Below are 26,212 nucleotides of genomic sequence, written 5' to 3' on the forward strand. Positions count from 1 at the left end.
TTATCCCTTCATTTTGAGCGGCAGACCTGCTGCCACGAAATAGACTGTTGCCGCGGCGCCAGCCACAGCTTGATGGAGACGACCGGCATGATCGCGAAAGTCGCGTGCCATGCGGTTCTCCGGAACGATGCCGAGGCCAACCTCGTTGGAGACGCAAACGACCGCACCTTTGAGATGCGGCAGAGCTGCGGCAAACCTTGCCGTTTCCGCCATGACATCACGCTCGGCCATCATGAGGTTGGTGACCCAAAGTGTCAGGCAGTCGACAAGAACCGCTGTGCCCACGGCCGCATGCACTTCCAGCGCGGAAACCAGATCGAGCGGTTCTTCGACCGTCGTCCACAATACGCCGCGCCGCGCCTTGTGGTGGTCGATGCGAGCGGACATCTCATCGTCCCACGCCCTGCCCGTCGCAAGATAGATCGCCTCCTTGCCGGATGACTCGATCAGTCCTTCGGCAAAGGAGGATTTACCGGAGCGCGCGCCGCCGAGCACAAAGGTGACCCCGCGCTCCAGCACGGCCATCAGGCCTCAAGCTCCGAGGCCGCGTAGCTCTGGATGGCAAAGCCGAGCGCAGTGCCGAGCACCACCCAGAAGAAGAGATTGGTCGCGAGCGTCGATACCGCGAACTCGGATGCCAGTGTCGGCGGCACGGCGGAAGTAAGATCGTCCGCTTCCGGAGCGCCATAGATATGCGGCGCAACAATGAGCACGAGGCCGAGTACCCTCGCCCAGATTTCCTCACGCAGAACGATGAAGTAGACGCCGCCCGCAGTCAGCAGCACCGTGATGAGCCACCAGGCTTGCCGTGTCGCGAGATCGGCGGCGGGCATGGCTGGCAGTTCCGGGGCAAGACTGAACGATGGCGCGAGGTTGAAGATGAAGAACCCGGCCAGGCCCCAATAAATGCCGTTCTGCACGGTGATCTTACGTCCAAGAAACAGGGCGGCCGCGCCCGTGATCAGAGCGAAACCCGCTCCGGCGACAAGATTGATCAGCAAGGTGTTACCAAAGCGGCCGAACGGCAGGGCCGGGCTTACCTCTTCCTCTTCGTGAGTGTGCGGCGCCACGGCAGGTGCTGTCTCGCCGGCGGCGGCAGGCGCTGCGGCATGCTCGTGCTCGTGGCCGCCTGCGGCGTTCTCATATTCTTCCGCGTGCAGGATAAGTGGCACGCTGCGCACATACATGGCTGGCGTCAACAGAATACCAGCAAACAGACCGGCCACGATCGTAGCCAGAAGATATTTAACCAACATCGATATCTCTCCGAATTCCCATATCAAGACACCGGGCTGTCGAAACGACACCCGGACCAGATAAACCCTCAGTTTTCAATGCTTAAGCGGTGGCGGCCGAATCATTACATCCAGCCGGGCTCCAACCTCAGTGGCAGGGGAATCCGTAGGAATGGCGGGTATCGTGCGCCGTATCGTGCAGCGTTTCGGAATGGGAAAGTCCCACGCCATAAACGATGAACACGCCGAGCAGCATTGAAACCACCGCCGTCGTCAGACGCGATGCAAGCGGGAGAGATATCGTAGTCGAAGTACGTGCAGCCATAACAACCTCCGTGCAGGGCCAGAAGGGACATTCCCCTTCGGTCTTGGGCACCATTGCCCTATGACTGGCAGGTCTCCTGGCTCGCGGGTCGCAGGATCAATGCCGCCTTCCCGGTTTCCCAGTGGCTGCCCTCGGCTTGCGCCTCAGGCCTTGGCATGAATCCTCGCCGCTCTACAGTCGCGGGGTCGGCTGCGGTAGGGTCGCCCTGATGGGTACGGCCGTCGCATTCCCTTTTGATCCCATGGCCTTTGGCCGAACGGGAACCAATCATGGGTTGAACGTTATTCACCAAGCACCGAGAATGTCAAACGAAACCGCGCGACGTTTTTCGCTTTAGTATGGTCAAGGGACAACTTCGAGATCGGTGTTCCTGTATTCGTCATCCGTCGCCAGGATTGGCACCCAATAATGTTTCGCACAGGTCTACATACTCAACGTGCGATCAACGCCTTGAGATCGAGGACTTCAGCCAGTTGGTCGGCTATCGAATCGAGCGCGGCATCGACGCCCGCCCTGTAGTCGAAGGCATTGGCGTTGATTCCCAGCGAACGCAGCAAGGCGGAGCGATAGGCATCGGTGCCGAACAGCCCGTGCATATAGGTCCCAAAGACCTTACCGTCGGCAGAAATCGCGCCATCCTCGACGCCGTTGATCATCGCCGTCGGGCGGCTGCAATCCGGGCCGGTCGTCTTGCCAAGATGGATTTCATAGCCGCTCAGCGGCACGTCGTATTGCAGCGAATGAGCCGCAACATTGCGAACGGTCTTTTCCGGCTCCATCACCGTTTCGATATCGAGATGCCCGAGGCCCTCGCTTTCCGTCGCTGCACCTTCGATGCCCTCAGGGTCGCGCACCGTGCGCCCGAGCATCTGATATCCACCGCATATGCCCATGATCGAGCCGCCGCGACGCCGGTGAAGGTTGAGGTCCTTGTCCCAGCCGTTTTCCCGGAAGCGTATAAGATCACCGATCGTCGATTTCGACCCGGGGATGATGACGAGACCGGCATCGACGGGCAGTTGCTCCCCGCTTCGGACAAACACGACATCGACATCAGCCTCGGCCATCAGCGGATCGAGGTCGTCGAAATTGGCAATGCGGTCAAGCACTGGCACCGCGACTTTCAGCGCGCGGCCGTTCCCCTTTACCAATCGCTCCAGCACGACGGAATCTTCCGCGGGAAGCCGGGTAGCATCCTTCAGCCATGGCACGACGCCAAATGAAGGCCAACCGGTGAACCGGGTGATTGCTTCCAACCCCTCGTCGAAGAGCGAGACGTCGCCGCGAAACTTATTGATGATATAGCCGATGATCGCGGCGCGATCCTCCGGCGGCAGGATCGCATGGGTGCCGACAATCGATGCGATGACGCCGCCGCGGTCGATATCGCCGACGAGAACGACCGGCACATTGGCGCGGGTTGCAAAGCCCATATTGGCGATATCGCCAGCCCGCAGATTGATTTCGGCAGGCGAGCCCGCGCCCTCGACGATGACGAGATCGGCACCATCGCAAACGATGTCAAAGGACTGCATCACGGCATCGAGCAGTTGCCCCTTGAGCTTCTGGTAGTCCCGGCCCTTCGCCTGGCCCCAGACCTTGCCTTGCACGATGATCTGGCTGCCGGTTTCCGACTGCGGCTTCAGGAGTACGGGATTCATATGGATGGAGGACGGCACACCGCAGGCCAGCGCCTGCAGCCATTGCGCGCGACCTATCTCGCCGCCGTCATCGCTGACCGCCGCATTGTTCGACATGTTCTGCGGCTTGAACGGCCGGACAACCAGCCCGCGCTTGTGCGCAAGCCGGCACAGACCCGCCACCAGGACGGATTTCCCAACATCTGAACCGGTTCCCTGCAACATGATTGCGCGCGTCATGGGCTTTGAGTAGCGGATATGTCTTTCTCTTCCTAGTCCTGCCTTGGACGTTGCGCCCCGGGAAGCTTGGGATAGAGTGGCAGGCAATAAGAAATGCAGGGAGGGTGCCATGGACGGTAGCGTTGATTCGACCGCTGGCCAGTTCGAACTCAATGAGGATCAACTGGCGATCCAGGACATGGCGCGTGCCTTCGCCGCCGACCGCGTCGCGCCGAACGCGCTGGCGTGGGATCGCGACAAGCACTTTCCCGCCGATGTCATCCGCGAGACTGGACCGCTCGGCATGGGCGGCATCTACGTGCGCGAGGATGTCGGCGGTTCAGGCCTGAAACGGCTCGATGCCGTGCTGATCTTCGAAGCGCTCGCTGCCGCCTGTCCGGCGTTCTCGGCATTCATCTCCATCCACAACATGGGCGCGTGGATGATCGACACGTTCGGCAGCGAGGAGCAACGTCAACGCTTCGTGCCGCGCCTGACATCGATGGAGTGGCTTGCAAGCTATTGCCTGACCGAGCCGAACTCCGGTTCCGATGCCGCCGCCCTGAAGACCCGCGCGGTGCGTGAGGGCGATCACTACATCCTCAACGGCGCCAAGCAGTTCATTTCGGGCGCCGGCGATTCCGACCTTTACGTGACGATGGTGCGCACCGGCGAGGACGGACCGAAGGGCATCTCTGCGCTGGTCGTGCCTAAAGATGCGCCCGGCCTTTCATTTGGCGCCAATGAATACAAGATGGGCTGGAACGCCCAATCCACCCGCCAGGTCATCTTCGAGAACTGCCGTATCCCAGTTGCCGACCGGCTCGGCGAGGAAGGTGACGGCTTCCGCATTGCCATGGGCGGGCTCGACGGCGGGCGGCTCAACATTGCGGCATGCTCGCTTGGCGGCGCGCAATCGGCCCTCGACAAGGCGCTGGTCTATGCGAGTGAGCGCAAGGCGTTCGGCAAGGCGATCAATCAGTTCCAGGCGCTTCAGTTCAAGCTTGCCGATATGGAGACAGAGCTTTCGGCTGCCCGCATGCTGCTCTACACAGCGGCATCGAAGCTTGACCGCAAAGCCCATGACGCTTCCAAATGGTCCGCCATGGCCAAGCGCTTCGTCACCGACAAGGGGTTCGATATCGCCAACGACGCTCTGCAGATCCATGGCGGCTATGGCTACCTGCACGACTATGGCGTGGAGAAACTGGTACGTGACTTGCGGGTGCACCAGATCTTGGAAGGCACGAATGAAATCATGCGAGTTATCATCGCGCGGCACATGACGGGCCGTTGAAATTTCAAATTGAGGGAGAAGTGCGATGACGACTGTCGCTTTTATCGGCCTTGGACATATGGGCAATCCGATGGCCGCCAATCTCGTCAAGGCCGGCCATAAGGTATTCGGGTTCGATCTCGTGCCCGAAAACCTCGATACCGCGCGAGGCAACGGCGTAACGATTGCAGATAATGCCGAGGCCGCCGTCGCTGGGGCCGATGTCGTCATCACGATGCTCCCGGCCGGCAAGCATGTGCTTTCGGTCTACGAGGCGGTTGCCAAGGGAGCACGAAGCGGCGCGCTTTTCATCGATTCATCGACGATCGACGTCGACTCCGCCCGCAAGGCGCATGCAATCGCCGCGGAGAACGGACTGCTGTCCGTCGATGCACCTGTCTCAGGCGGCATTGGCGGCGCGGCAGCGGGCACCCTCACCTTCATGGTGGGCGGTTCCGATGAAGCCTTCGTCAAAGCCGAACCGATCTTGAAACCGATGGCCGGACGGATCGTTCATTGCGGCGAAGCGGGCAACGGCCAGGCGGCCAAAATCTGCAACAACATGATCCTCGGCATTTCGATGATCGGTGTCAGCGAAGCTTTCACTCTGGCCGAAAAGCTTGGGCTTTCGCACAAGGCGCTGTTCGACGTCGCCTCCACATCTTCCGGCCAATGCTGGTCGCTGACGACCTATTGCCCGGTACCGGGACCGGTGCCGACCTCTCCGGCCAACAATGGCTATAAGCCGGGCTTTGCCGCCGCGCTCATGCTCAAGGACCTTAAATTGTCGCAGGAGGCGGCGACAAGTGTTGGCGCAGCGACGCCGCTCGGCGCCCATGCCGAGGCGCTTTATGCCGAGTTTGGGGAAGCGGGCAATGAAGGATCGGATTTCTCCGGCATTATCAATTATCTGCGCGACGCCAAGCGCGAAGGCTGACCACAATCCTGGCGGAAAAGTCGCAAATTTAGATTTGCTTAAGTTCTCGATAACCTCGCGGTAACGATGTCCGGCTAAAACTTTACGGGCGAGCAGGGTCAAACCTGTTCCCCGCTCCGGATCAGGTACCGCGTACCGGAGCTGTAATTTTCTGCCCGCGTTGAGTTCGGCAGAACTGCCATGCGTAACTTGGCAAAAACCGCGCTGTTCCCTCGTGAACGGGGCGGTTTTTTTGTATCCTTAGAAAATTCAGAGCAAAGAAAAACCGCCACCTCAAAGGCAGCGGTTCACATGCCGTCTCGTTGATCGATTAGCCGGCCGAACGGGTCCAGATGAAGGACAATGCGGAGCCGATACCGCTCTTTGCATTGCTGGACGGAGCGTTGCGCTTTTCGGTTGCATTCCACGAAATGTGCACGCGGTTATTGCGATTGAAAATGTAGAGCATTTTGGCGACCTCGAAAGGAAATGAGTTGTTGCCGCTCAAATGCGCTTTTTGCTCAAAGTTTGATCACGAAATTTCGCCATGGCATGTCGCATTTACAGCAGGAACCCTTGCATTTTTGCATGGTCACCATGCCGGAAGCGCATACCTCGCCCTTACAGAAAGGTAAGTTTTATAAAATCACTCTCGAAAATTAAGCGTGACGCTAACGGAAAAGCTGTTTAGCTTCCCGGAACAAGTCGTTTGTAGTTCGCCTGCAACGTCTTTCGGCCCGGCCGCAATGCCGCTGCGGCAGCCTTATTGGCGGCTTCGGAAACGAGGCTTGCGGGCGACCTGCCGCGCATGACGTCAAACCAGAACGTCGCTGCGGAGTTCATGAGCGAAATCTGCGCGGAAACGACACCATCCACGGACGCTGCGACTTTTTCTGAAACGGCGCGGTGCGTTTCTGCGCCGCGACCCTTCTCGCTCATCGCCTCCAACATCATCATTGGCACGCGCATGGCAATTACCATGGATGCCAGTTGCAGGTCACGGGTTTGGCGTCCGGTCTTCAGCGCAGATTTCATCGGGAGTTCCTTTTCTTTGGCAGGCCCATTGCAAACCTTCGGCGGGCAAAATGGTTTCATGCCGTGCGGAAAATATCGGTGGGTGCCGGATCCGGGCAGTCAAATCCGCAGATCGTGCAGGCAGATCGTCTAAAGCGTTGATCTTTCGTCTAAACCCTTGTTACGATACCTGATGGAGCCATGTGCCGTTTGGTGTCGCATCCTTTATCCCGGCGTCGCTATATCGACAGGGCTTGTCGCGATACACCGCATTAATTCGATGATTCCATTGCATTCTGACAGGATAAGAATGCCAAATGGCACATAAGCGAACGACTAGGTAAGGCAGTACCAAGTTAGAATTCGTTACCGGGTGAACTGTCAAAGAGTGGGAGATAAAGAACATGAAGAAGCTGCTTGCTTCAACTTTTCTGATTGCCGCTGGGTTTTTCGGCTACTCCGCGTCGGCTTCGGCTGCGGAATGCGGCACCGTTACTATTGCCAACATGAACTGGCAATCGGCCGAGGCACTTGCCAATCTCGATAAGATCATCCTGAGCGAAGGCTATGGATGCGACGCCGAGCTCGTAGCCGGCGATACTGTCCCAACCTTCACGTCGATGATCGAAAAGGGTCAGCCGGACATCGCCCCCGAGGGCTGGCTCAATGCCGTCCGCGAGCCGCTTGAAAAGGCGGTCAAGGAAAACAAACTCGTCTACGCTGCACCGGCGATCACCGAAGGCGGCACGGAAAGCTGGTGGATCCCCAAATATTTCGCGGATGCCCACCCCGATATCAAGACCATCGCCGATGCCATGAAGCATCCAGAACTGTTCCCTGCTCCGGAAGATCCGAAGAAGGGCGCCGTCTTCAACTGCCCGTCAGGCTGGGCTTGCCAGATCACGACGACGAACTTCTACAAGGCTTTTGAGGGCGACAAGCACGGCTTCACCCTTGTCGATACGGGTTCGGCTGCGGGCCTCGATGGCTCGATCGCCAAGGCCTATGAGCGCAAGGAACCCTGGCTCGGCTATTATTGGGGTCCGACCGCCATTCTCGGCAAGTATCCGATGGTCAAGCTCGACAACGGCGTGGCATGGGATGAAAAGGAATGGAACCGCTGCAACGCCATCGCGGATTGCCCGGATCCAAAGCCGAATGGCTGGCCGAAGGCTGATATCTACACCATCGTCACCAAGAAGTTTGCCGACAGCGCCGGTGATGCCTTCGAATACCTGAAGAAGCGCCAGATCTCGACCGAGGAAGCCAACAAGCTTCTTGCCTGGATGGTCGACAACCAGGCGACGGGCGAAGATGGCGCCAAGTACTATCTGAAAAACAACGAGGCGACCTGGTCCAAGTGGGTCTCTCCGGAAGCCGCCGAGAAGATCAAGGCTGCCGTACAATAATAATGTTTTGCGGCAGGGCACTGGTCCTGCCGCAATCCATTACCTCGCTGGAACAGGCTGAACGTATAATCGTCCAGCGCTTCGGTCATTAGAGAGAACGAGCCTCGATGGCCCAATGAAGGGGATACCAACATGGATTGGTTCTATTCATTCCCGAACATGAATGATGACACGCTGCGCAACCTCAAGAAGGCCATGGACGAAGGCTTCAAGGCCTTCACCCGCGAATATGGCGACATCATCGAATCGTTCTTTCAGCCGCTGCAGTATTTCCTCATTGAAGCCGAGCGCTTCATGACGACGACGCCGTGGCCGATCATGCTGCTGTTGATCGGAGGCATCGCCTGGATTGCCAGCCGTAACTGGAAGATCGTTGCCGGCACCATCATCACGCTCCTCCTCATCGGTTATTTCGACATGTGGAGCGATGCGATGAAGACCATCGCCATGATCTTCGTCGGCACCGTCGTTTCGATCTTCGTCGGCATTCCGATCGGCATCATCATGGCCCGGTCAGACAGTTTCCAGCGCGTGGTCAATCCCATTCTCGACGTGATGCAGACGATGCCGAGCTTCGTCTACCTTATCCCCGTGGTCATGCTTCTCGGCATCGGCAAGGTGCCGGGCCTCATAGCGGTGGTGATCTACGCCATCCCGCCAATGATCCGCCTCACCAATCTCGGTATCCGGCTCGTCGACAAGGACGTCCTCGAAGCCGCAGATGCGTTCGGTTCATCGAGTTGGCAACGCCTTAAGAACGTGCAGATTCCCCTTGCCCTCCCGACAATCATGGCCGGTATCAACCAGACGATCATGATGGCTCTGGCAATGGTGGTTATTGCTTCGATGATCGGCGTCCAGGGCCTTGGGCAGCCGGTGCTGCGCTCCGTCAACGGGCAGTTCTTCTCACTCGGGCTTTTCAACGGCCTTGCCATTGTCGGCATCGCCATCATTTTCGACCGCGTTAGTCAGGCCTATGGCAAGCGTCTTCAGAAGCATCAGGAGGTGGTCCATGGCTGATCGTTCGGTCCAGGGTGCAGGCATCAAAATCAAGAATCTCTACAAGATTTTTGGACAGAGACCCGTCAGTTACGTCGAAGCCGTCAAGAAGGGCATGTCCAAGACCGAGCTCAACGAACAGCATGGGCACGTACTCGGCCTCAGGGACATCAACATCGACATGCCGGCGGGCTGCATACAAGTTGTCATGGGGCTTTCAGGGTCGGGTAAATCGACCCTTATCCGCCACATCAACCGGCTTATCGACCCGACTTCCGGCGAGGTGATCATCGACGGCGCCGATGTCTGCAAGATGAACCAGAACGATCTGCGCGAATTTCGTCGCCACAAGACCGCGATGGTATTCCAGAAGTTCGCGCTGCTTCCTCACCGCACCGTCCTCGACAATACGGTCTATGGCCTCGAAATCCAGGGGCTTCCCCGCGACAAGCAGGAAGCACAGGCGCGTCGCTGGATCGAGCGTGTCGGCCTCAAGGGATTTGAGGGCCACTACCCCAACCAGTTGTCGGGCGGCATGCAGCAGCGTGTGGGTCTTGCCCGTGCGCTGACCAACGACGCACCGATCCTCCTGATGGACGAAGCCTTCTCGGCGCTCGATCCGCTCATTCGTATGGACATGCAGTCGGTGCTCCTCGACCTGCAGAAGGAAATTCGCAAGACCATCGTCTTCATCACTCACGATCTCGATGAGGCGCTGCGCCTCGGCGATCGTATCGCCATCCTGCGCGACGGTGAAGTGGTGCAGCAGGGCACCGGCCAGGACATCGTGCTGCAGCCCGCGGACGAATACATTTCCAACTTCGTCAAGGAAGTGAATCGCGGCCGGGTCATCATGGTCGATACGATCGCAACGCCAGCGGGCGCTCCGGCCACGAGCGGCGGGGTCACCGTGCGCACCGGCACGATCCTCGAGGAAGCCGCCAAGACGATGACCGACGCCAACCAGCAATATGCGACGATAATCGATGACAATGGCAAGCCGACCGGCGTCATCAGCATGAACAACCTGATCCAGGCGATGGTTACGCCAATCAGCCACCTGACGTCGAAGGCCGCTGCGGAGTAGGCATTTTGTAGTTGCTATATGTGGGGTCGTTTCACCCCCCTTTGCCCGGCAGGACAGAGGGGGGTGCAAAAACTCCAAGAACCGCCCTTGATTTGCCCAACTCTGGCCCCAGCGACCCACCCCACACCATGTCGCTTCCTTTGCGCTCAGCGTCGCTCACGCCGCGCACGCACAATGCCGCTCTGGCGATAGTGGCAACAGCGCACGCAAGACGTGCAAGCGAAGGGCATGGGCAATGAGCGAACCGGCAATCGAGATCGAAACCAACACGTCAGCGCGGGATCACGGACGACGGGGCGGACGAGCGCGGCCGCGCAGCACCGAGAGTGGAGCCTTCGACCAGCCGCCGTTTCGCCAGCTGAAAATTCCGTTCACGCCGACCAAGATCGTCTCGGACGACGAACTTGAATCGATCCACGACGCGTCGCTGCGGGTCCTGCAGGAAATCGGCGTCGAGGTTCTGCATGACGGCGCCCGCGAAATCATGAAGAGCGCCGGTGCTGACGTTCGCCCCGGATCGATGCGGGTTCGCTTCGACAAGGACATGATTCTTGAATATGTCGGCCATGCGCCATCCGAATTTACGCTGCATGCCCGCAACCCGGCCCACAATGTCCGCTTTGGCGGCAATAATCTCATCTTCGCGCAGATGGGTTCGGCGCCGAACTGCTCGGATACCGACAATGGTCGGCGCTCCGGCAACCAGGCCGACTTCCGTAATTTCATCAAGCTCGCCCAGATGCACAATATCATCAACACGACCGGCGGTTATCCGGTCGAGCCGATCGATATTCACCCGTCCGTGCGGCATCTCGAATGCATCCGCGACCTTGCGACGCTCAGCGACAAGGCGTTCCACATCTATTCGCTCGGCAAGGAGCGCAATCAGGACGGCATCGAGATCGCCCGCCTCGCGCGCGGTGTCAGCCACGAACAGCTTCAGCAGGAGCCTTCCTGCTATACGATCATCAATACCAATTCCCCGCTCAAGCTCGACATACCAATGATGGAAGGCATCATCCAGATGTCGAGCAATGGCCAGATCGTCATCGTAACGCCCTTTACCCTCGCCGGCGCCATGGCTCCGGTGACGATTGCCGGCGCCCTCGTGCAGCAGAACGCGGAAGCGCTTGCCGGCATCTCGTTCACGCAGATGGTGAAGAAAGGCGCGCCCGTCGGCTATGGCGGCTTTACGTCCAATGTCGACATGAAGTCGGGTGCACCGGCCTTCGGGACGCCCGAATACATGAAGGCGCAATTGGTCGGCGGCCAGCTTGCCCGCCGCTACCGAATTCCCTATCGCACCTCCAATGTCTGCGCCGCCAACACCGTGGACGCGCAAGCCGCCTACGAATCGGTCTTCTCACTCTGGGGCGCCATCCAGGGCGGTGGCAACTTCATGCTGCATTCCGCCGGCTGGCTCGAAGGCGGCCTTTGCTGCTCCTATGAGAAGATGATCCTCGATTTCGACCTCCTGCAGATGGTGGCCGAGTTCTTGACCCCGCTCGATCTTTCCGAAGACGCGCTCGGCATCGATGCCATGCGCGACGTCGGCCCCGGCGGTCATTTCTTCGGCACCGCTCATACACAGTCGCGCTACAAGACCGCCTTCTACGCACCGATCATCTCCGACTGGCGCAATTATGAAACCTGGCAGGAGGCTGGCTCGCCGATTGCGATTGAGAAGGCCAACCGCATCTGGAAGGAGCGCCTTGCAACCTACCAGAAACCCGAAATCGACCCCGCGGTCGAAGAGGCCATCAACGCCTTCGTGGCCCGCCGCAAATCCGAAGGCGGCGCGCCCACGGATTTCTGATCGCTTGAATCGAAGTCTCAACGCATTGAATCACTTTTCCACATACGAGGCATAAGAGTATGAAATCGCACGTTAAAGCAGTTGTCATCGGCGGTGGCGTCGTTGGGTGTTCGGTGCTTTACCACCTTGCGCGCGCCGGCTGGACCGATGTGATGCTGATCGAACGCTCGGAGCTGACGTCCGGCTCTTCCTGGCACGCCGCCGGCGGTTTCCATACGCTCAATGGCGATCCCAACGTTGCGAAGCTCCAGGCCTATACGGTCAGTCTCTACAAGGAAATCGAGGAGCTTTCCGGACAATCGTGCGGCCTGCATTTGACAGGCGGCGTCATGATGGCGGATTCGCCGGAGCGCATGGATTTCCTGCGGCTCGCCCATGCGCGCGGTCGCTATCTCGGCATGGACACGGAGCTGATCACGCCATCGGAGGCCAAGGCCATGTTCCCGCTCATGGACGAGACGAATTTCGTCGGCGCCATGTGGGACCCGGTCGAGGGCCATCTCGACCCTTCCGGAACCACCCATGCCTATGCCAAGGCCGCGCGCAAGCTCGGTGCTGAAATCACCCTGCGTAACCGCGTCGTCGAACTCACGCAGGATAGCGACGGCACATGGAACGTCGTCACCGAACAGGGCACCGTGAAGGCCGAACATGTCGTCAACTGCGGCGGTCTCTGGGCCCGCGAAGTTGGGCGCATGGTCGGGCTCGAACTGCCGGTCCTTGCGATGGAGCACATGTACCTTCTCACCGAGGATGTTCCGGAGGTTATGGAATTCAATAAGTCCACGGGCCGCGAACTCATCGGCGTCATGGATTTCAAGGGCGAGATCTATACCCGCCAGGAGCGGAACGGCATCCTGCTCGGCACCTATGAGAAGGCCGCAAAGCCCTGGTCTCCGGTCAACACGCCATGGGATTTCGGCCACGAGCTTCTGGCGCCCGATCTCGACCGCATCGCCCCTTCCCTCGAAGTCGGCTTCAAGCATTTCCCCGGCATCGAAAAAGCGGGTATCAAGCAGATCATCAACGGCCCCTTCACCTTTGCGCCGGATGGCAATCCTCTGGTCGGCCCAGTACCCGGCCTTACCAATTACTGGACAGCGTGCGCCGTCATGGCCGGTTTCAGCCAGGGCGGCGGCGTCGGGCTCGCGCTCTCCAACTGGATGGTTCATGGCGAACCCGGCTTCGACGTCTGGGGCATGGACGTGGCGCGTTTCGGCGAATGGGCGACGCTGCGCTACACCAACGCCAAGGTGCGCGAGAACTATTCGCGGCGCTTCTCGATCCGCTTCCCCAACGAGGAACTGCCCGCAGCGCGGCCGCAACAAACCACGCCGCTCTACGACACGATGCTGGCGCAGAATGCCGTCATGGGCGATTCCTGGGGCCTTGAGACCCCGCTCTGGTTCGCGCCGAAGGGCACTGAAGCGCGCGACATCGTCTCCTATCATCGCTCCAACGATTTCGAGCATATCGGTAACGAGGTAAGGGCGACACGCGCTGGCGCCGGCGTCACCGAGATTGCCAACTTCGCCAAGTATGAAGTAACCGGCAGCGGCGCCGAAGCATTTTTGTCGCGCCTGATGACGAATACGATGCCGAAAGTTGGACGGCTCGTCCTGACGCCCATGCTCAACGAAGAGGGCAAGCTCATCGGCGACTTCACCATCGCCAAGGCGGCCGATGACCGCTTCCTGATCTGGGGTTCGTCTGCCGCCCAGCGCTATCACATGCGCTGGTTCCAGAAGCAGCAGCCGAAGGATGGCTCAGTGCATATCCATCGCTTCGACCAGACACTGGTCGGTCTTGCGATTGCCGGGCCGAAGTCGCGCGACCTCCTTGCCAAGCTCGTCGACGAAGACGTGTCGAATGCCGCCTTCCGGTTCATGGATTTCCGCGAAGTGGCCGTTGGCGGCGCGCCGTGCAAGGTTAACCGCATTTCCTATACGGGTGACCTTGGCTACGAGATCTGGATGGAACCCGCCTATCAGCGCCGCGTCTACACGGCGATCAAGGACGAGGGGGCGGCGTTCGGCATTGTCGATTTCGGCATGCGAGCCCTCCTTTCCATGCGGCTCGAAAAGAACTTCCCCACGTGGTTCCGCGAGCTTCGCCCCATCTATGGCGGCTATGAGGGATCGATGGATCGCTTCATCAAGCTGTCGAAGAACGATTTCATCGGCCGCGAACATGCCGCCAGGGAAAAGGCTGAGTTTGACGCCGGCACCAGCACGAAGCTGCGCCGGGTTTCCTTCCTCATCGATGTTCCGCACGGCGAAGGCGCCGCCGACGTGATGGGCGACGAGCCGATCTGGGCCAAGGTCTCCAAGGACTACGGTACGGTCCAGGCAGGCCATGGCGTCGGCGCTCCCCGCTTCGATGCGTCCGGTGCTGTGGTCTCGGACGCGAGTGACAAGGGCGCCGTACAGGGCGACTGGCGCGTTGTCGGCTGGGTCACGTCCGGTGGCTACGCCCATTTCGTCCAGCATTCGATGGCGCAGGGTTACGTGCCGGCGGAACTCGCATCAAACGAATCCAATGGCCTGTTCGAGGTAGAGATTCTCGGTGTGCGGCGCCCCGCCCGCATCAATCTCGAGCCGCCGTTCGATCCCTCAGGCGAAAAGATGCGCGGGTAGCGGCAGTGCGGAAATAAACGGCAGGCCCTTGCGCCTGCCGGTCCAGCCGACAACGGCAAGGGTGGCTGCTGCCGCGTCGAAGCGTTGGCTTCTTGCCCAGGATTTGCAGTCGATGGCGGCTACGTCCGCTCTGCCGGACGCCACAGCAGCCACCGAGGCGCGGTGTCCGCCGGTCTGAAGTTCGCCGGCAAATATCGCAAGTGATTCACCCGACGCCACCAGGTCGCGTTGCAGCGCCAGGTAGCCCGACATCGAATCGTGGCTGTTGAAGGCGAAGCATTTGCCGCGAAGCAGTTCCAACGGCAGTATGGGCTTGCCGTTTTCCGGCGCAGCGACTGCCGCCCGCCCCTCGCCGCGCCGCATGACGAGCGCACTCGAGTAAAGCGCGCCGTCCCCACCCTCAATGCCCGAATAGTCATCCTGCCCGGCAAGGTGAACGTGGGATTGAATCCCGAGTTCCATCGGCCCCCAGCATGTCTGTGTGATCAGCAATGCCGGATGGAGCCACAAGGTCGGCAGGTCGAGTTCGTCGGGAGGCAGCGTAGCTGGGTCAGGCGCAATCAAATTGCCTGCCCGGTCTCTGATGCCGCCTGGAACCGCCGGAAGGTCGCCATTGCGGGAAACGAGCTTTTCCGGCGCGTCATAGCCATTGTCAAGCAGCACGCCGCGCATTCTTTGCCATTGCGCACGAAGCTCCGATTGCATTTCCGGCCAGTCATACATCGGCAACGCCGCAATCAACGTCATGCGCAGCTACTCTTTGGGAGGCTCGGCTGGAATGGGAACGGTCGAACCGCCCTGCAGACTGATGCCATGTGCCCGAGGCCGGAAAGCGCGGCCGGGAGCCAGTTCGCGGCGCAGCACCGGGTGAACAACATCCTGCTTCTGTCTGAATGCATAGGCACGCAGAATCTCGAAGTAATTGCGGAAGACATAGCCGCCATTCATCCTCAGCCATTCATCACGCTGTTCGCTGTAAAGCCCCGGCAGATCGTACCAAGGTACAGTCGGACGCTTATGATGGACGAAGTGAAGATTGTTGTTAAGGAAGATCAACGCCAAGGGCGATTTTTCGACGATAACCGTCCGCCCGTCCGGGCGTTCCGACCACTGGTGTTCGCAATAGCTGCGGATCGAGATGATCGCCAAGCCCAGATAGACGGACGTCAACGCGTAGAGCCAAACGGGAATTCCGAAGATAAACCAAACGATCGCGAGCATCGGGACGAGGCCAAGGCCATGTAGCACCCATGCCGTTTGCGTTTTCTTGTCGCCGCCCCTTACGAGTTTGATCTCGGTGATGGCGAAACCGACCACCATGAGAAACGGGCCGATGACAACGCGGCCGACCAGCGAATTGTTGAAGTTGAGCAACGCTTTCACAAAGCCCGGCAGTTTTTCCCAGTCACCGAGCGCACGGTAGTAGCTTTCGGGATCATCGTAGGGATCGGTCAAGCGCTCGTCCGCATGGTGCTTGAGATGCAGATGCTTGTAGCGGCGATAGGGAAAGACAAGGCCGAGCGGCAGCGAAACGAGGAGTTCGTTGATCATGCCACTGCGCGTCGGATGACCGTGAAGGGCTTCATGCTGCAAGGATGAATGGAACGCGACAGCAAGCCCCATGAGGGCCAGCGCGACGATCGGCAGGCTCGGATAGAGATAATATCCCCCTACGAACCACATTCCATAGCATGCTGTGAGAAGCGCAATGGTTGGCCACTCAATGCCGGGGTGTTTTCGCGGGTGTTGAGATCGGGAGGCGGGTATTTCGGTATGTCTTTCTGATTCCATGATTTTCATGGTCTCATTGTCAGGAACTGTCAGCAATGCGATTATTGTGAGAAAGTGTTGATTTTGGTCACCAAATGACGCACTTGTTGTATATAATAAACAATCGGGTGTTTTCATGGACAAGCGCGACCTTGCGCGGCTTTTTCAGGAGCGGATCAAGAGCCTGCTTACCCGCAGCGGAGAAAACCAATCCGCATTCGCGGCTTCCGTTGGCATAGACCGCTCTGCGCTCTCCCAGTTGCTCTCCGGGCAATCGACCCGCCTGCCCCGCGTGGAAACGCTGCTCAACATCGCCGAACGGCATTCCGTATCGCTTGACTGGCTGCTTGGCCTCAGCCAGGACGAAGGTATTACCGGCGAACTGCGTCCTAGTCTTGAAATCGAAGAAGGGTTCGACAACCAGACCTTGCTGGTCAAATGGCATGCGGAGGCCACAGGCACGAAGATACGTTATGTGCCAGCCCGTATCCCCGATCTTCTGCGCACGCAAGCGGTGATCGCCTATGAAACCCTGATGGTCCATCGCGATCCAGCCATACAGATGAGCGAGACAGCGTTCCGCCTCGACTATAACCGCCAGCCCGGTACGGACATGGAAGTATGCATGCCGTTCCAGACCTTGCATGATTTCGCGGCAGGCTGCAGCCTTTGGGGTGACCTGCCGCGCAAGGTCCGTGTCGAGCAACTTGAACATATGGCGTCGCTGGTGGACGAACTCTATCCCTCGTTTCGCCTCTATCTCTACGATGGGCGCGAGCGCTATTCGGTGCCCTATACGGTATTCGGACCCTACCGCGCCGCCATCTTCGTCGGCGAGATGTACCTCGTGCTCTATACGACCGAGGCGGTGCTCACCATGCAGCGACACTTTGACGGGCTGATCCGCGTCGCCAAGGTCAACGCTCACGAGGTTGCGACCTATATTTCATCGCTCAAGGTCACCTAGCGCTTTGCGGTTTGCGACCGCTCGCGAGCGCCGATGTCGCAAAGAAGCATTGACCACATATAAAGACTTCCTTATATGGTTATCTAACTTGTTTTAAGAGACGTTCCCATGACCATTCACAATCCGCTTGCCGACCTTATTGCCGAAAAGGGTGTTCTCCTTGCCGATGGCGCGACAGGCACGAACCTGTTTGCATCTGGCCTGGAAGCAGGTGAGGCTCCGGAGCTCTGGAACGAAGCCAAGCCTGAAAAGATCACTGCCCTGCACCAGGGCTTTGTCGATGCCGGCGCCGATATCATCCTTACCAATTCCTTCGGCGGGACACGGCATCGCCTGAAACTGCATCATGCCCAGGACCGCGTCTTCGAACTCAACAAGAAGGCGGCCGAACTGGCGCGCGAAGTCGCAGACAATGCCGGCCGCAAGGTCATTGTCGCGGGCTCGGTCGGTCCGACCGGCGAACTGCTCGTCCCGCTTGGCGCGCTCACCGAGGAAGATGCCGTTGCAGCCTTTACCGAGCAACTGGAAGGCCTCAAGGCCGGCGGCGTCGATGTCGCCTGGATCGAGACAATGTCGGCGCCGGGCGAAATTCGCGCCGCTGCCGAAGCTGCGGTCAAGGTCGGATTGCCTTATGTCTATACCGGCTCTTTCGACACGGCCGGCAAGACGATGATGGGCCTGCCGCCCAAGGAAATCCACGGCGTTGCCGAAGGCCTGGAAGCAAAGCCCGTTGCAGTTGGCGCCAATTGCGGCGTCGGCGCATCCGATATCCTTGCCTCGCTTCTCGATATGAGCGAAGCAAATCCTGAAGCGACGATCGTCATCAAGGGCAATTGCGGCATCCCCGAATTCCGCGGCTCGGAAATCTTCTATTCGGGCACGCCCGATCTGATGGCAAACTATGCTCGCCTCGCAATTGACGGCGGCGCCAAGATTGTCGGCGGCTGCTGCGGAACCTCGTTCGAGCATCTCGCCGCCATGCGCAAGGCGCTCGACAGCCACACCAGTGGTCCGCGCCCGACTGTCGATACGATCATCGAGACTATTGGACCGATGCGCAACAAGCTCGCTGCCCATGCGGACGATACGCCGAAGCGTGAGCGTCGCGGACGCCGCGGATAATCAACGGACTTTGAAGAAAAAACCGGCAGCGGAGGCTGCCGGTTTTTTGTTGGCTTTTACAGGTGTCAGAGATCTTCGATCTCACGACGGACCCTCTTGAGGATTTCGCGCAGCTGCTCGGCCTTTTCCGCGTTAAGCGAACCACTGCGCAGCTTTGAATGGAGCGCAAAGCGCAAGGCGTGCATCTCCTCGCCGAGTGCCGCTCCGCGTATTTCGCCGGAAGCGTCGTCGAGCTGCGCGTTGATCTTGTCGAGTTCGGGGCGGTTCTCTTCGAGATAAGCCAGGCCCTGGTCGGTTATCGTATACAGTCGCTTGTTGCCGTTGGTGCTGGAGGTAACGAGATCGGCCTCCTCCATCATCTGCAGCATCGGATAGATCGCACCCGGGCTTGGGCTATAAGCGCCCTGGAACCGCGCCTCGAGCGCCTTGATGACGTCGTAGCCGTGACGCGGCTCTTCTGCGATCAGGCCAAGAACGACGAGACGCAGTGCGCCCGGATCGAACATGCGCGGACCGCGTCCGCCAAAGGGGCCGCCACGATGCCGGCCGAAAGGCCCGCCGCGACCGCGACCGCCGAAACGTCCGCCGCCTTCGTGAGAGCCTGCCATCCTGTCCATCCGCGACCAGTGATCGCCGTCATGGCCGTGATTGTGTCTGCAATGATTATGCATGGGAATTTCTCCTAGTTAGCACTTCAATGCGTTATATCTAACAAACGATATATCTTTATTCAAGTCAAAGATATATCTTTTGACAGTAAATGTGGTCAAAGCCTTGAAAAGAAGAAGAAATTTCTGATCGAGATAATGCTTACGAACGCGCGAAGGCGGTTATATGGAAGCGCTGCTGATCGCCAAGGTAGGCGTAATGCCGTCCGACCGGGCACGCGAGCCGGGCAAGACAGCCGCCTTCCATGCAGGTCTGGCCTGGCTCCGTTGCGAGATAATCGCGGCAGCGTGCCACGGCATAAGTTTCGCCGTCAAAGGCATCGACGGGACATGCGCTGAGACACGGTTTTGAAGCACATGCGTCGCATGGATGCCCGTTCTCACGGAGCGGCGCAAAAGCGATGGATTGCGGAAACAGGAGTGCGCCGCGAAATGCCTGCCAGAGACCATATTGCGGGTGGATCAACAGGCCGAGCGGTGACGGCCGCAACCCTTCCGCGCGCATCGCCCATTGCTGGAACGGCAGATAAGGTCGGTCCGAGGGGAAGACGGCATACCCGCCAAATTCGCTGGCAATCGCGTTAAGGACCTGCTTCGACCAGCTATCGAGCGGACTGGCTACCCCCGGATTGTCCCGACGCCAGGCGGTGAAAGCTTGCCAGATCGACGAGCCGAAATGACCGACAAGAACGACGCTTCGGGCTCGCGTGCCATCAGGCAGGACCGGGATGTCATCTGCTGCGCCGAATACGAAGCCGCCGCGTGGAACAAGCCCGTGAGGTTCCAGCGCGGCGGTGATCGTGTCAAGCATCGGCGTCACCGCCCCTTGCCAAAAATGTAAAGCTCATCCCTCGCCAGAACCCTTGATTGCGGAGGCCCAGACTTCCTTATGGATCAGATTGGCCACTTTAGCCCGGCCGTCCTCGGGCTTCTTTCAAGTGAAAGCGTCGGGCATCGATGCCTTCTTCTTGGCGATGTACTCGTTCAGCGATTCATCGATTGCCGGATCGAGATACGGGGCCTCATAGGTATCGAGCCAGCGCCGGGCGAGTTCGTTGGCGCGCTGATCGGCGCGCTTTTCGCCCTCGGCCAGCCACTGCTCGTAAGAGTTGTTGTCGGCGATGTTCGAGCGGTAGAAGGCCGTCTGGAAATTCGCCTGCGTATGGTCGCAGCCGAGATAGTGGCTTCCGGGTCCAACCTGACGGATGGCGTCCATCGCCTGGCCGTTCTCCGAAAGATCGACGCCGGCCGCAAACTTCTGCGCCATGCCCAGCTGGTCGATATCCATCATGAACTTCTCATAGGACGATACCAGACCGCCTTCGAGCCAGCCGGCCGAGTGGAGGACGAAGTTCGTGCCGGCAAGCAACGTCGAATTCAGCGTATTGGCGCTTTCATAGGCGGCCTGCGCGTCCGAAACCTTGGAAGCGCAAAGCGAGCCGCCTGTACGGAATGGCAGGCCAAGGCGGCGTGCAAGCTGTGCGGCGCCGTAGGAGACCAGCGACGGCTCCGGAGTGCCGAAGGTCGGCGCGCCCGACTGCATGGAAATCGACGAAGCGAACGTGCCGAAAATGACCGGCGCGCCCGGCCGGATGAGCTGCGTCAGGGCCGCGCCGGCCAGCACTTCGGCCAGGATCTGGGTAAGCGTGCCGGCAACAGTCACCGGGCTCATCGCACCGGCAAGAATGAACGGCGTAACGATGCACGCCTGGTTGTTGCGAGCATAGACCTTCAGGGCACCGAGCATCGTCTCGTCGAACACCATCGGCGAGTTCGCATTGATCAGGCTGGTCAGAACCGTGTTTTCGTCGAGATAGTTCTCGCCGAATACGAGCTTGCACATGGCGATCGTATCTTCGGCGCGCTCGGGCGCAGTCACCGAGCCCATGAACGGCTTGTCGGAATATTTGATATGGGCATAGATCATATCGAGATGGCGCTTGTTGACCGGCACGTCGACCGGTTCGCACACCGTGCCGCCCGAATGATGGATCGACGGCGCCATATAGGCGAGTTTCACGAAATTATTGAAATCCTCGATCGTCGCATAGCGGCGATTGCCGTCGAGGTCGCGCACGAAAGGCGGACCGTAGACGGGTGCAAATACCGTCGCGTCGCCGCCGATCTGGACCGAACGCTCGGGATTGCGCGCGTGCTGCGTGTAGATCGAGGGCGCAGTCTTTAAAAGCGACCGCGGCAGCCCTTTGGGAAAATGGACGCGCTCGCCCTTGATGTCGGCGCCAGCTTCCTTCCACAGCGCCAGAGCTTCCGCGTCGTCGCGAAATTCGATGCCGGTCTCTTCAAGCACCGTATCGGCATTGGCCTCGATCAGCGCCAGTCCTTCTTCATCGAGCACTTCGTAGGTGCGAATCTTGCGCGTGATATAGGTCAGCGACTTGCCGGGACCACCGCCGGAACGTGCCGCACGACGGGCGGCGGCGCCACCACTGGCGCCACGACTGCGGCGTCCGCCGCCGGTGTCGGTTTCCGCGGGTGCATCGACGGGTGTTTCCTCAATCATTGTCTTTCTCCAGGCGCACGAAGCGCAGACTTCCAATCAATCAGACCAAATCCTAACCGTCATGCCTGCGGGGGCGTTTCCGTGTGCGGCACGTGATGGCGCATCGGAGACAAACATCCGGTCGTTTTCGTCATTTACAAGGTCGCTTTTAAGCAATGCGTTTTCAGCAACTTGCCCGATATGTTAAACGAATGCCAGCGGGCGACAAAGCACCCATATTATCCAGTGTCGCTCTGTGCTACGGACCTGTGCATAACGCTTGAAAGGAAGCAGACCCATGGCCGATGATGAAATCATTCTTTCGGAGCTTTCGGACGATGAACTCGTCGAGCAAATGCATGACGATCTGTATGACGGGTTGAAGGAAGAGATCGAGGAAGGCACGAATATTCTGCTCGAGCGCGGCTGGGCACCTTACAGGGTCCTCACCGAGGCGCTCGTCGAAGGCATGCGCATCGTCGGTGAGGATTTCCGCGACGGCATCCTGTTCGTCCCCGAAGTCCTGCTCTCGGCCAATGCGATGAAAGCCGGCATGTTCATTCTGCGCCCGCTCCTGGCAGCGACCGGAGCGCCAAAACAGGGCAAGCTCGTCATCGGTACCGTCAAGGGCGACATTCACGACATCGGCAAGAACCTCGTCGGCATGATGATGGAAGGCGCCGGCTTTGACGTGATCGACCTTGGGATCAACAATCCTGTCGAGAACTACCTCGCCGCCATCGAAGAGCATCAGCCAGACATTCTCGGCATGTCGGCGCTGCTGACGACCACCATGCCCTATATGAAGGTCGTCATTGACACGATGAAGGAAAAGGGTATTCGCGACGACTATGTCGTTCTCGTCGGCGGCGCGCCGCTCAATGAGGAATTCGGCAAGGCTGTCGGCGCTGACGCCTATTGCCGCGATGCGGCCGTCGCGGTTGAAACAGCCAAATCCTACATGAAGCGCAAGCACAACCAGCTTTCGGCCTGACGCATATGAAAACGGCCGCGTCAGACGCGGCCGTTTTCAGAACATCTATAAAGAATAGACTACTAAGTAATAAAATTAATCCGAATCAACAGATTAGTTGGCAGCCTTGGCGACGCGATGGCCGGCGTTCTGCGTAGCATTAACGGTGTTGGCCGCATCGGCGCCCACGCCGCGTATGGTATTTGCGCAACCTGCAAGTGCAACAACTGCAAGTACAGCGGCAATCGGAACGATATGTGATAGTTTCATGGATTGTGTCTCCCGTTCTGCTAAAATGAAATTCAACGGTCGGATAACGCGATAGAGCATCATCGGTTCCATGACTCTTCAACAAAAGTCAACGAAATCAACACAGACCGTGCGCGTCATCGCCTGCGGCATGATTGCGCGTGAAATTCTTGCCATCCAGGAGCAATTCGGCCTCCACCATATCGACTTGAAATGCCTGCCGGCGATCTATCACCATTACCCGGACAAGATTGCTCCTGCTGTGGATCGCGCCATAGTCAAGGCCAAGGCGGCGGGCATTTCCCGTATTTTCGTTGGCTATGCGGATTGCGGCACCGGAGGCCTGCTCGACCGTGTGTGTGAGAAGCATGGCGTCGAGCGGATCGAAGGTCCGCACTGTTTTTCCTTCTACGCCGGCAATGCAGCCTTCGGAGCGCAGTGGGAAGATGACATGACATCGTTCTTCATGACCGATTTCCTCGCAAGACATTTCGAGGCCTTCATGGTGAAGCCGCTCGGCCTCGACCGTCACCCCGAACTGCGCGACATGTATTTCAGCAATTACACCAAGATGATCTACATGGCGCAAACCGATGATCCGGCGCTCAGCCGCAAGGCCGAGGCCGCCGCAGCTTTTCTGGGTCTTGACTATGAGCGCCGCCTCACCGGCTATGGCGATCTCATCCCGGCCCTGACCGCAGCCGCAACCCTTTAGACACGCACCGCAAACCCCACGCCTCCAAGGAGCCCTCATGACCTGCCGCGCCGCCCTCGCCGCGATCTTCTGCCTGTTGTTGCCTGCCAGTGCGCTTGCAGATGGCGAGATCACACGGCTGATCACCAAATCGGACCAGGCGCGGCTCGATAAATATGAAGCGACGCGAACCGCCGCTGTCGATGCGGCGAGGAAGGGCGGCACTTCAGGCGATGTGGCGCAGCTCGATGGGGTTCTCGCCAAGCCGACGCTCGCCTTCAATGAAGGCTTCGATATGGTGGGCAATTGGCAATGCCGCACCATCAAGCTTGGCAAGCAACCGCCGCTGACCATCTATGGTTGGTTCAAATGCCGCGTTACTGATGACGGATCCGGCTGGATGCTCGAGAAAACCAGCGGTTCGCAGCGCACCAAGGGCCGCTTCTACACAGAGAGCGACAAGCGCCTGACCTATCTCGGCGCCGGCTATGTTGCAGGCGAAAAGCCAAAACGCTATGGCGCCGGGCCCGATACCGATCAGGTCGGCTACGCCTATCGCACGGGCAAAAACGAGTTCCGAATCGAGTTTCCAGCCCCCGCCCTCGAATCCCTCATGGACATCATCGAACTCAGGCGCTGAGACACTTTCGTCATTGCAATGTCACCATTGCCGCGCCATATGCGTCGAAACTTGAACCTACGACAATAAGATGGCAGCCATCGACGCTAACAACGAAATAAAGCCGCACAAGCCTGATTTGCATGCGGCCGATAACGATCCCCGCTCCCTGTCCCAGGTCTTCGAGGACCTGGCGCGGTCGGCAACGGAGCCGGTTTCGTTCGCCGAACTGGAAGACGCCTTCACCGATCGCAGCTTCGCCGCGCTCCTCACCTTCTTCGCCATCTTGAACCTGCTGCCGCTGCCCCCTGGAACCGGCGTCATCACTGGTATCCCGCTGGTTCTTCTTTCCGTGCAGATGGTCATGGGCCGCGAATCCGTGTGGCTACCTTCATTCATGCGCGACAAGACCATTTCGCCCGAGCGTTTCCGGCTTGTTTCCGACAAGGTCGTTCCCTGGCTGCAGTGGCTGGAGCGCTTTATCCGGCCACGCAACTGGCCGTTCGGCCGTCGTCAGGGCGATCGCTGGCTTGGCGTATTCACCACCATTCTCGGCATGTCGGTCGTTATTCCCATGCCGTTGTCGAACTGGCTGCCGGCGCTGGCCACCGTCATCATCGGCATTGCGCTGTGTGAGCGCGACGGCAGGCTGATGGTTGCCGGCCTCGCCCTTGGCCTCATCTCGATGAGCATTGTGTTCGGCGTCGCCTTTGCTGCGGCAAGCGCAGTCAGCTACGCCGCGACGTTCTGGCCCTTCTGATTTGCCTGTCGCAAAAGCGCAAATGAATGACGTCGCATTTGAGTGGTCGCGCGTCGTGAGATAGCAAGCTTAACCCCTGATATTCCGGCAAAAGGGTCGTTATCGGAGGTTGAATTGCATGGCTGATCTTATTGTCGTTTATTGGCGGGACATTCCCGCTCAAGTGACCGTCAAGAAAGGCCGCCAGGCAGCCAAGCGCGAGCTTTCCCTTCGATTTACCGAGGCTATCGACATGTGCGCGATGCGCATAGGCGCCAGGGATTCCGACGCCTATCTCGCGGAGTGGCGTCGCGGCACCCCGGTGCCGGTGAGTGATGATCTTGACGGCGAGGCTGACGCAGCCCTTGCCCGCATTGAAAATGAATATGATCGGGAACGCCTTGTGGCGCTTGTAAAGGCAGGTGGACATGACAATTCATGAATTGAAAGCGAAGCCAATGACAAAGATCGCAGCATCCATCGAAGTGGCGGCACGCCAGGCTATCGAATCGCAGGACCTGCCTGGTCTGTTTCCAGCCGGTACCCGCGTCTACATTACCGACATGGGCACCGACAGCGTCGATACGCTGACGGCCGCGGCCAAGCGCGTTCATGATCTCGGCTACAAGCCGGTACCGCACTTCGCCTCGCGGCGCTTGTCAACGAAGGCTGCGCTTGAAACGCGCATCCGCCGCGCTGCCGAAGAAGCAGGCGTGACCGACATATTGGTTATCGGCGGCGGGCTGGAGCGCCAGGCGGGCGAATTCTCCTCGACCATGCAGGTGCTCGAAACCGGCTTCTTCGACAGATACGGCATCAACGAAATGGGCGTTGCCGGCCATCCTGAGGGCAGCCCTGAGTTTTCCGAAGCGGTCGCCCTCCAGGCGCTTCGTCTCAAGAAAAACTTCGGCGAGCGCACCGGCGCTAAGCTGCGCGTCGTCACCCAGTTCGGATTCGATGCCGAGCGCTTCATCCGCTACGCCGAATCGCTGCGCGAGCATGGCATCGACCTACCGGTCCATCTCGGTGTTGCCGGTCCCGCCAAGATCACCACGCTCATTAAATACGCGGCCATGTGCGGCGTCGGCAATTCGATCAGCTTCCTGAAGAAGAACGCGCTCTCCTTGACCGCTCTCGCCACGAGCCATTCGCCGGAAGGCGTTGTCGGCCCGATCGAGCAGCATGTCATTGCCAATCCGATGTCGGCGATCAAGCAGATCCACCTCTTCCCGTTTGGCGGCCTGAAAAAGACCTCCGAGTGGCTTGTCGAACGTGGCTCCTGGAACGTAAACAACGCGCAGTACTCTTCCGCAAACGCAGCCGCAAACTGAGGTTCCCT

At 59.1% G+C, this 26,212-nt stretch carries 27 protein-coding genes and 1 riboswitch; of the genes, 15 read left to right on the forward strand and 12 right to left on the reverse strand.

Annotated features, from left to right (window positions below; genetic code table 11):
* From cobU to HQ945_RS10305, 4 genes are all read right to left on the reverse strand, one after another.
* The gene (gene cobU / locus HQ945_RS10290) at positions 1 to 525 is read right to left on the reverse strand and encodes a bifunctional adenosylcobinamide kinase/adenosylcobinamide-phosphate guanylyltransferase (protein ID WP_113280333.1); all 525 of its coding nucleotides are present in this window, start codon (positions 523 to 525) and stop codon (positions 1 to 3) included.
* The gene (locus HQ945_RS10295) at positions 525 to 1,256 is read right to left on the reverse strand and encodes a CbtA family protein (RefSeq protein ID WP_091922138.1); all 732 of its coding nucleotides are present in this window, start codon (positions 1,254 to 1,256) and stop codon (positions 525 to 527) included. The genes cobU and HQ945_RS10295 overlap by 1 nt, the downstream gene beginning before the upstream one ends.
* 127 nt (positions 1,257 to 1,383) lie before the next feature.
* A complete protein-coding gene (locus HQ945_RS10300) occupies positions 1,384 to 1,560 on the reverse strand; it encodes a CbtB domain-containing protein (RefSeq protein WP_027231779.1) in 177 nt (58 codons plus the stop codon).
* Between the two features lie 49 nt (positions 1,561 to 1,609).
* Positions 1,610 to 1,843: riboswitch (cobalamin riboswitch) on the reverse strand.
* 148 nt (positions 1,844 to 1,991) lie between these two features.
* Positions 1,992 to 3,440 carry a cobyric acid synthase gene (locus HQ945_RS10305; protein ID WP_113280332.1) on the reverse strand — a complete coding sequence of 483 codons (1,449 nt, stop codon included), beginning with the start codon at positions 3,438 to 3,440 and terminating at the stop codon, positions 1,992 to 1,994.
* Between the two features lie 109 nt (positions 3,441 to 3,549).
* Here HQ945_RS10305 and HQ945_RS10310 point away from each other — a divergent pair, with 109 nt between their 5' ends.
* Together HQ945_RS10310 and mmsB are read left to right on the forward strand one after the other, a co-directional pair.
* A complete protein-coding gene (locus HQ945_RS10310; RefSeq protein WP_113280331.1) occupies positions 3,550 to 4,716 on the forward strand; it encodes an isobutyryl-CoA dehydrogenase in 1,167 nt (388 codons plus the stop codon).
* 25 nt (positions 4,717 to 4,741) lie between these two features.
* Entirely contained in the window at positions 4,742 to 5,632 is an 891-nt protein-coding gene (mmsB, locus tag HQ945_RS10315; RefSeq protein WP_113280330.1) for a 3-hydroxyisobutyrate dehydrogenase, read from the forward strand.
* 310 nt (positions 5,633 to 5,942) lie between these two features.
* Here mmsB and HQ945_RS10320 read toward each other — a convergent pair whose 3' ends face one another.
* Both HQ945_RS10320 and HQ945_RS10325 read right to left on the reverse strand, forming a co-directional pair.
* On the reverse strand, positions 5,943 to 6,080 hold the full coding sequence (locus tag HQ945_RS10320; RefSeq protein WP_155810881.1) for a hypothetical protein: 138 nt from the start codon (positions 6,078 to 6,080) through the stop codon (positions 5,943 to 5,945).
* A 218-nt stretch (positions 6,081 to 6,298) separates the two neighbouring features.
* Complete coding sequence (locus HQ945_RS10325; RefSeq protein WP_113280329.1) at positions 6,299 to 6,646, reverse strand: hypothetical protein; 348 nt, start codon at positions 6,644 to 6,646, stop codon at positions 6,299 to 6,301.
* Positions 6,647 to 7,029: 383 nt separating this feature from the next.
* On the opposite strand from HQ945_RS10325, the gene HQ945_RS10330 reads away from it, so the two are divergent.
* The 5 genes from HQ945_RS10330 to HQ945_RS10350 all read left to right on the forward strand — a co-directional run bounded on the left by HQ945_RS10330 (position 7,030) and on the right by HQ945_RS10350 (position 14,572).
* Complete coding sequence (locus HQ945_RS10330) at positions 7,030 to 8,034, forward strand: ABC transporter substrate-binding protein (protein ID WP_027231784.1); 1,005 nt, start codon at positions 7,030 to 7,032, stop codon at positions 8,032 to 8,034.
* Between the two features lie 132 nt (positions 8,035 to 8,166).
* Positions 8,167 to 9,054, forward strand: coding sequence for an ABC transporter permease (locus tag HQ945_RS10335; RefSeq protein WP_027231785.1), 888 nt, complete (start codon positions 8,167 to 8,169; stop codon positions 9,052 to 9,054).
* On the forward strand, positions 9,047 to 10,120 hold the full coding sequence (locus tag HQ945_RS10340; protein WP_091922145.1) for a quaternary amine ABC transporter ATP-binding protein: 1,074 nt from the start codon (positions 9,047 to 9,049) through the stop codon (positions 10,118 to 10,120). Before HQ945_RS10335 ends, HQ945_RS10340 begins: the two co-directional genes overlap by 8 nt.
* A 235-nt stretch (positions 10,121 to 10,355) precedes the next feature.
* Positions 10,356 to 11,936, forward strand: a complete 1,581-nt coding sequence (locus HQ945_RS10345) for a trimethylamine methyltransferase family protein (RefSeq protein ID WP_113280328.1) — start codon at positions 10,356 to 10,358, stop codon at positions 11,934 to 11,936.
* A gap of 59 nt (positions 11,937 to 11,995) precedes the next feature.
* Positions 11,996 to 14,572 carry a GcvT family protein gene (locus HQ945_RS10350; protein ID WP_113280327.1) on the forward strand — a complete coding sequence of 859 codons (2,577 nt, stop codon included), beginning with the start codon at positions 11,996 to 11,998 and terminating at the stop codon, positions 14,570 to 14,572.
* Here HQ945_RS10350 and HQ945_RS10355 read toward each other — a convergent pair.
* Positions 14,549 to 15,319 (reverse strand): PhnD/SsuA/transferrin family substrate-binding protein, encoded by a 771-nt coding sequence (locus tag HQ945_RS10355; RefSeq protein WP_113280326.1) that lies wholly within the window; start codon positions 15,317 to 15,319, stop codon positions 14,549 to 14,551. The two genes, HQ945_RS10350 and HQ945_RS10355, sit on opposite strands and share 24 nt — an antisense overlap.
* A 6-nt stretch (positions 15,320 to 15,325) precedes the next feature.
* Positions 15,326 to 16,255 (reverse strand): fatty acid desaturase, encoded by a 930-nt coding sequence (locus HQ945_RS10360; protein WP_425500638.1) that lies wholly within the window; start codon positions 16,253 to 16,255, stop codon positions 15,326 to 15,328.
* A gap of 223 nt (positions 16,256 to 16,478) precedes the next feature.
* Here HQ945_RS10360 and HQ945_RS10365 point away from each other — a divergent pair, with 223 nt between their 5' ends.
* Positions 16,479 to 17,309 (forward strand): helix-turn-helix domain-containing protein, encoded by an 831-nt coding sequence (locus tag HQ945_RS10365; RefSeq protein ID WP_027231791.1) that lies wholly within the window; start codon positions 16,479 to 16,481, stop codon positions 17,307 to 17,309.
* 108 nt (positions 17,310 to 17,417) lie between these two features.
* Complete coding sequence (bmt, locus tag HQ945_RS10370; protein WP_113280325.1) at positions 17,418 to 18,431, forward strand: betaine--homocysteine S-methyltransferase; 1,014 nt, start codon at positions 17,418 to 17,420, stop codon at positions 18,429 to 18,431.
* A gap of 65 nt (positions 18,432 to 18,496) precedes the next feature.
* On the opposite strand, the gene HQ945_RS10375 is transcribed toward bmt, so the two are convergent.
* From HQ945_RS10375 to HQ945_RS10385, 3 genes are all read right to left on the reverse strand, one after another.
* Positions 18,497 to 19,102 (reverse strand): PadR family transcriptional regulator, encoded by a 606-nt coding sequence (locus HQ945_RS10375; protein ID WP_246272639.1) that lies wholly within the window; start codon positions 19,100 to 19,102, stop codon positions 18,497 to 18,499.
* 139 nt (positions 19,103 to 19,241) lie between these two features.
* Positions 19,242 to 19,910 carry a 4Fe-4S dicluster domain-containing protein gene (locus HQ945_RS10380; protein ID WP_113280347.1) on the reverse strand — a complete coding sequence of 223 codons (669 nt, stop codon included), beginning with the start codon at positions 19,908 to 19,910 and terminating at the stop codon, positions 19,242 to 19,244.
* Between the two features lie 123 nt (positions 19,911 to 20,033).
* The gene (locus HQ945_RS10385; protein WP_091922158.1) at positions 20,034 to 21,620 is read right to left on the reverse strand and encodes a trimethylamine methyltransferase family protein; all 1,587 of its coding nucleotides are present in this window, start codon (positions 21,618 to 21,620) and stop codon (positions 20,034 to 20,036) included.
* 277 nt (positions 21,621 to 21,897) lie between these two features.
* Between HQ945_RS10385 and HQ945_RS10390 the strand changes: the two genes are divergently transcribed.
* On the forward strand, positions 21,898 to 22,593 hold the full coding sequence (locus HQ945_RS10390; RefSeq protein WP_027231796.1) for a corrinoid protein: 696 nt from the start codon (positions 21,898 to 21,900) through the stop codon (positions 22,591 to 22,593).
* A 93-nt stretch (positions 22,594 to 22,686) separates the two neighbouring features.
* On the opposite strand, the gene HQ945_RS10395 is transcribed toward HQ945_RS10390, so the two are convergent.
* Positions 22,687 to 22,842, reverse strand: coding sequence for an entericidin domain-containing protein (locus HQ945_RS10395; RefSeq protein WP_091922446.1), 156 nt, complete (start codon positions 22,840 to 22,842; stop codon positions 22,687 to 22,689).
* 70 nt (positions 22,843 to 22,912) lie between these two features.
* Between HQ945_RS10395 and HQ945_RS10400 the strand changes: the two genes are divergently transcribed.
* The 5 genes from HQ945_RS10400 to HQ945_RS10420 all read left to right on the forward strand — a co-directional run bounded on the left by HQ945_RS10400 (position 22,913) and on the right by HQ945_RS10420 (position 26,204).
* Positions 22,913 to 23,536, forward strand: coding sequence for a DUF1638 domain-containing protein (locus HQ945_RS10400; protein WP_091922160.1), 624 nt, complete (start codon positions 22,913 to 22,915; stop codon positions 23,534 to 23,536).
* Positions 23,537 to 23,573: 37 nt separating this feature from the next.
* The gene (locus HQ945_RS10405) at positions 23,574 to 24,155 is read left to right on the forward strand and encodes a DUF4893 domain-containing protein (RefSeq protein WP_091922162.1); all 582 of its coding nucleotides are present in this window, start codon (positions 23,574 to 23,576) and stop codon (positions 24,153 to 24,155) included.
* 70 nt (positions 24,156 to 24,225) lie between these two features.
* Entirely contained in the window at positions 24,226 to 24,894 is a 669-nt protein-coding gene (locus HQ945_RS10410; RefSeq protein ID WP_091922164.1) for an exopolysaccharide biosynthesis protein, read from the forward strand.
* A gap of 118 nt (positions 24,895 to 25,012) precedes the next feature.
* Positions 25,013 to 25,315 (forward strand): virulence factor, encoded by a 303-nt coding sequence (locus HQ945_RS10415; protein WP_091922166.1) that lies wholly within the window; start codon positions 25,013 to 25,015, stop codon positions 25,313 to 25,315.
* Between the two features lie 16 nt (positions 25,316 to 25,331).
* On the forward strand, positions 25,332 to 26,204 hold the full coding sequence (locus tag HQ945_RS10420; RefSeq protein ID WP_091922167.1) for a methylenetetrahydrofolate reductase: 873 nt from the start codon (positions 25,332 to 25,334) through the stop codon (positions 26,202 to 26,204).
* Positions 26,205 to 26,212 lie beyond the last annotated feature (8 nt).

It is taken from the genome of Phyllobacterium pellucidum (assembly GCF_013327855.1).
GTDB classification, from domain to species: Bacteria; Pseudomonadota; Alphaproteobacteria; order Rhizobiales; family Rhizobiaceae; genus Phyllobacterium; species Phyllobacterium pellucidum.

Coding starts and splice junctions, on each gene's coding strand:
- cobU (WP_113280333.1), bottom strand. CDS start 525: ATGGCCGTGCTGGAGCGCGGGGTCACCTTTGTGCTCGGCGGCGCGCGC.
- HQ945_RS10295 (WP_091922138.1), bottom strand. CDS start 1,256: ATGTTGGTTAAATATCTTCTGGCTACGATCGTGGCCGGTCTGTTTGCT.
- HQ945_RS10300 (WP_027231779.1), bottom strand. CDS start 1,560: ATGGCTGCACGTACTTCGACTACGATATCTCTCCCGCTTGCATCGCGT.
- HQ945_RS10305 (WP_113280332.1), bottom strand. CDS start 3,440: ATGACGCGCGCAATCATGTTGCAGGGAACCGGTTCAGATGTTGGGAAA.
- HQ945_RS10310 (WP_113280331.1), top strand. CDS start 3,550: ATGGACGGTAGCGTTGATTCGACCGCTGGCCAGTTCGAACTCAATGAG.
- mmsB (WP_113280330.1), top strand. CDS start 4,742: ATGACGACTGTCGCTTTTATCGGCCTTGGACATATGGGCAATCCGATG.
- HQ945_RS10320 (WP_155810881.1), bottom strand. CDS start 6,080: ATGCTCTACATTTTCAATCGCAATAACCGCGTGCACATTTCGTGGAAT.
- HQ945_RS10325 (WP_113280329.1), bottom strand. CDS start 6,646: ATGAAATCTGCGCTGAAGACCGGACGCCAAACCCGTGACCTGCAACTG.
- HQ945_RS10330 (WP_027231784.1), top strand. CDS start 7,030: ATGAAGAAGCTGCTTGCTTCAACTTTTCTGATTGCCGCTGGGTTTTTC.
- HQ945_RS10335 (WP_027231785.1), top strand. CDS start 8,167: ATGGATTGGTTCTATTCATTCCCGAACATGAATGATGACACGCTGCGC.
- HQ945_RS10340 (WP_091922145.1), top strand. CDS start 9,047: ATGGCTGATCGTTCGGTCCAGGGTGCAGGCATCAAAATCAAGAATCTC.
- HQ945_RS10345 (WP_113280328.1), top strand. CDS start 10,356: ATGAGCGAACCGGCAATCGAGATCGAAACCAACACGTCAGCGCGGGAT.
- HQ945_RS10350 (WP_113280327.1), top strand. CDS start 11,996: ATGAAATCGCACGTTAAAGCAGTTGTCATCGGCGGTGGCGTCGTTGGG.
- HQ945_RS10355 (WP_113280326.1), bottom strand. CDS start 15,319: ATGACGTTGATTGCGGCGTTGCCGATGTATGACTGGCCGGAAATGCAA.
- HQ945_RS10360 (WP_425500638.1), bottom strand. CDS start 16,255: ATGTGGTTCGTAGGGGGATATTATCTCTATCCGAGCCTGCCGATCGTC.
- HQ945_RS10365 (WP_027231791.1), top strand. CDS start 16,479: ATGGACAAGCGCGACCTTGCGCGGCTTTTTCAGGAGCGGATCAAGAGC.
- bmt (WP_113280325.1), top strand. CDS start 17,418: ATGACCATTCACAATCCGCTTGCCGACCTTATTGCCGAAAAGGGTGTT.
- HQ945_RS10375 (WP_246272639.1), bottom strand. CDS start 19,102: ATGCATAATCATTGCAGACACAATCACGGCCATGACGGCGATCACTGG.
- HQ945_RS10380 (WP_113280347.1), bottom strand. CDS start 19,910: ATGCTTGACACGATCACCGCCGCGCTGGAACCTCACGGGCTTGTTCCA.
- HQ945_RS10385 (WP_091922158.1), bottom strand. CDS start 21,620: ATGATTGAGGAAACACCCGTCGATGCACCCGCGGAAACCGACACCGGC.
- HQ945_RS10390 (WP_027231796.1), top strand. CDS start 21,898: ATGGCCGATGATGAAATCATTCTTTCGGAGCTTTCGGACGATGAACTC.
- HQ945_RS10395 (WP_091922446.1), bottom strand. CDS start 22,842: ATGAAACTATCACATATCGTTCCGATTGCCGCTGTACTTGCAGTTGTT.
- HQ945_RS10400 (WP_091922160.1), top strand. CDS start 22,913: ATGACTCTTCAACAAAAGTCAACGAAATCAACACAGACCGTGCGCGTC.
- HQ945_RS10405 (WP_091922162.1), top strand. CDS start 23,574: ATGACCTGCCGCGCCGCCCTCGCCGCGATCTTCTGCCTGTTGTTGCCT.
- HQ945_RS10410 (WP_091922164.1), top strand. CDS start 24,226: ATGGCAGCCATCGACGCTAACAACGAAATAAAGCCGCACAAGCCTGAT.
- HQ945_RS10415 (WP_091922166.1), top strand. CDS start 25,013: ATGGCTGATCTTATTGTCGTTTATTGGCGGGACATTCCCGCTCAAGTG.
- HQ945_RS10420 (WP_091922167.1), top strand. CDS start 25,332: ATGACAAAGATCGCAGCATCCATCGAAGTGGCGGCACGCCAGGCTATC.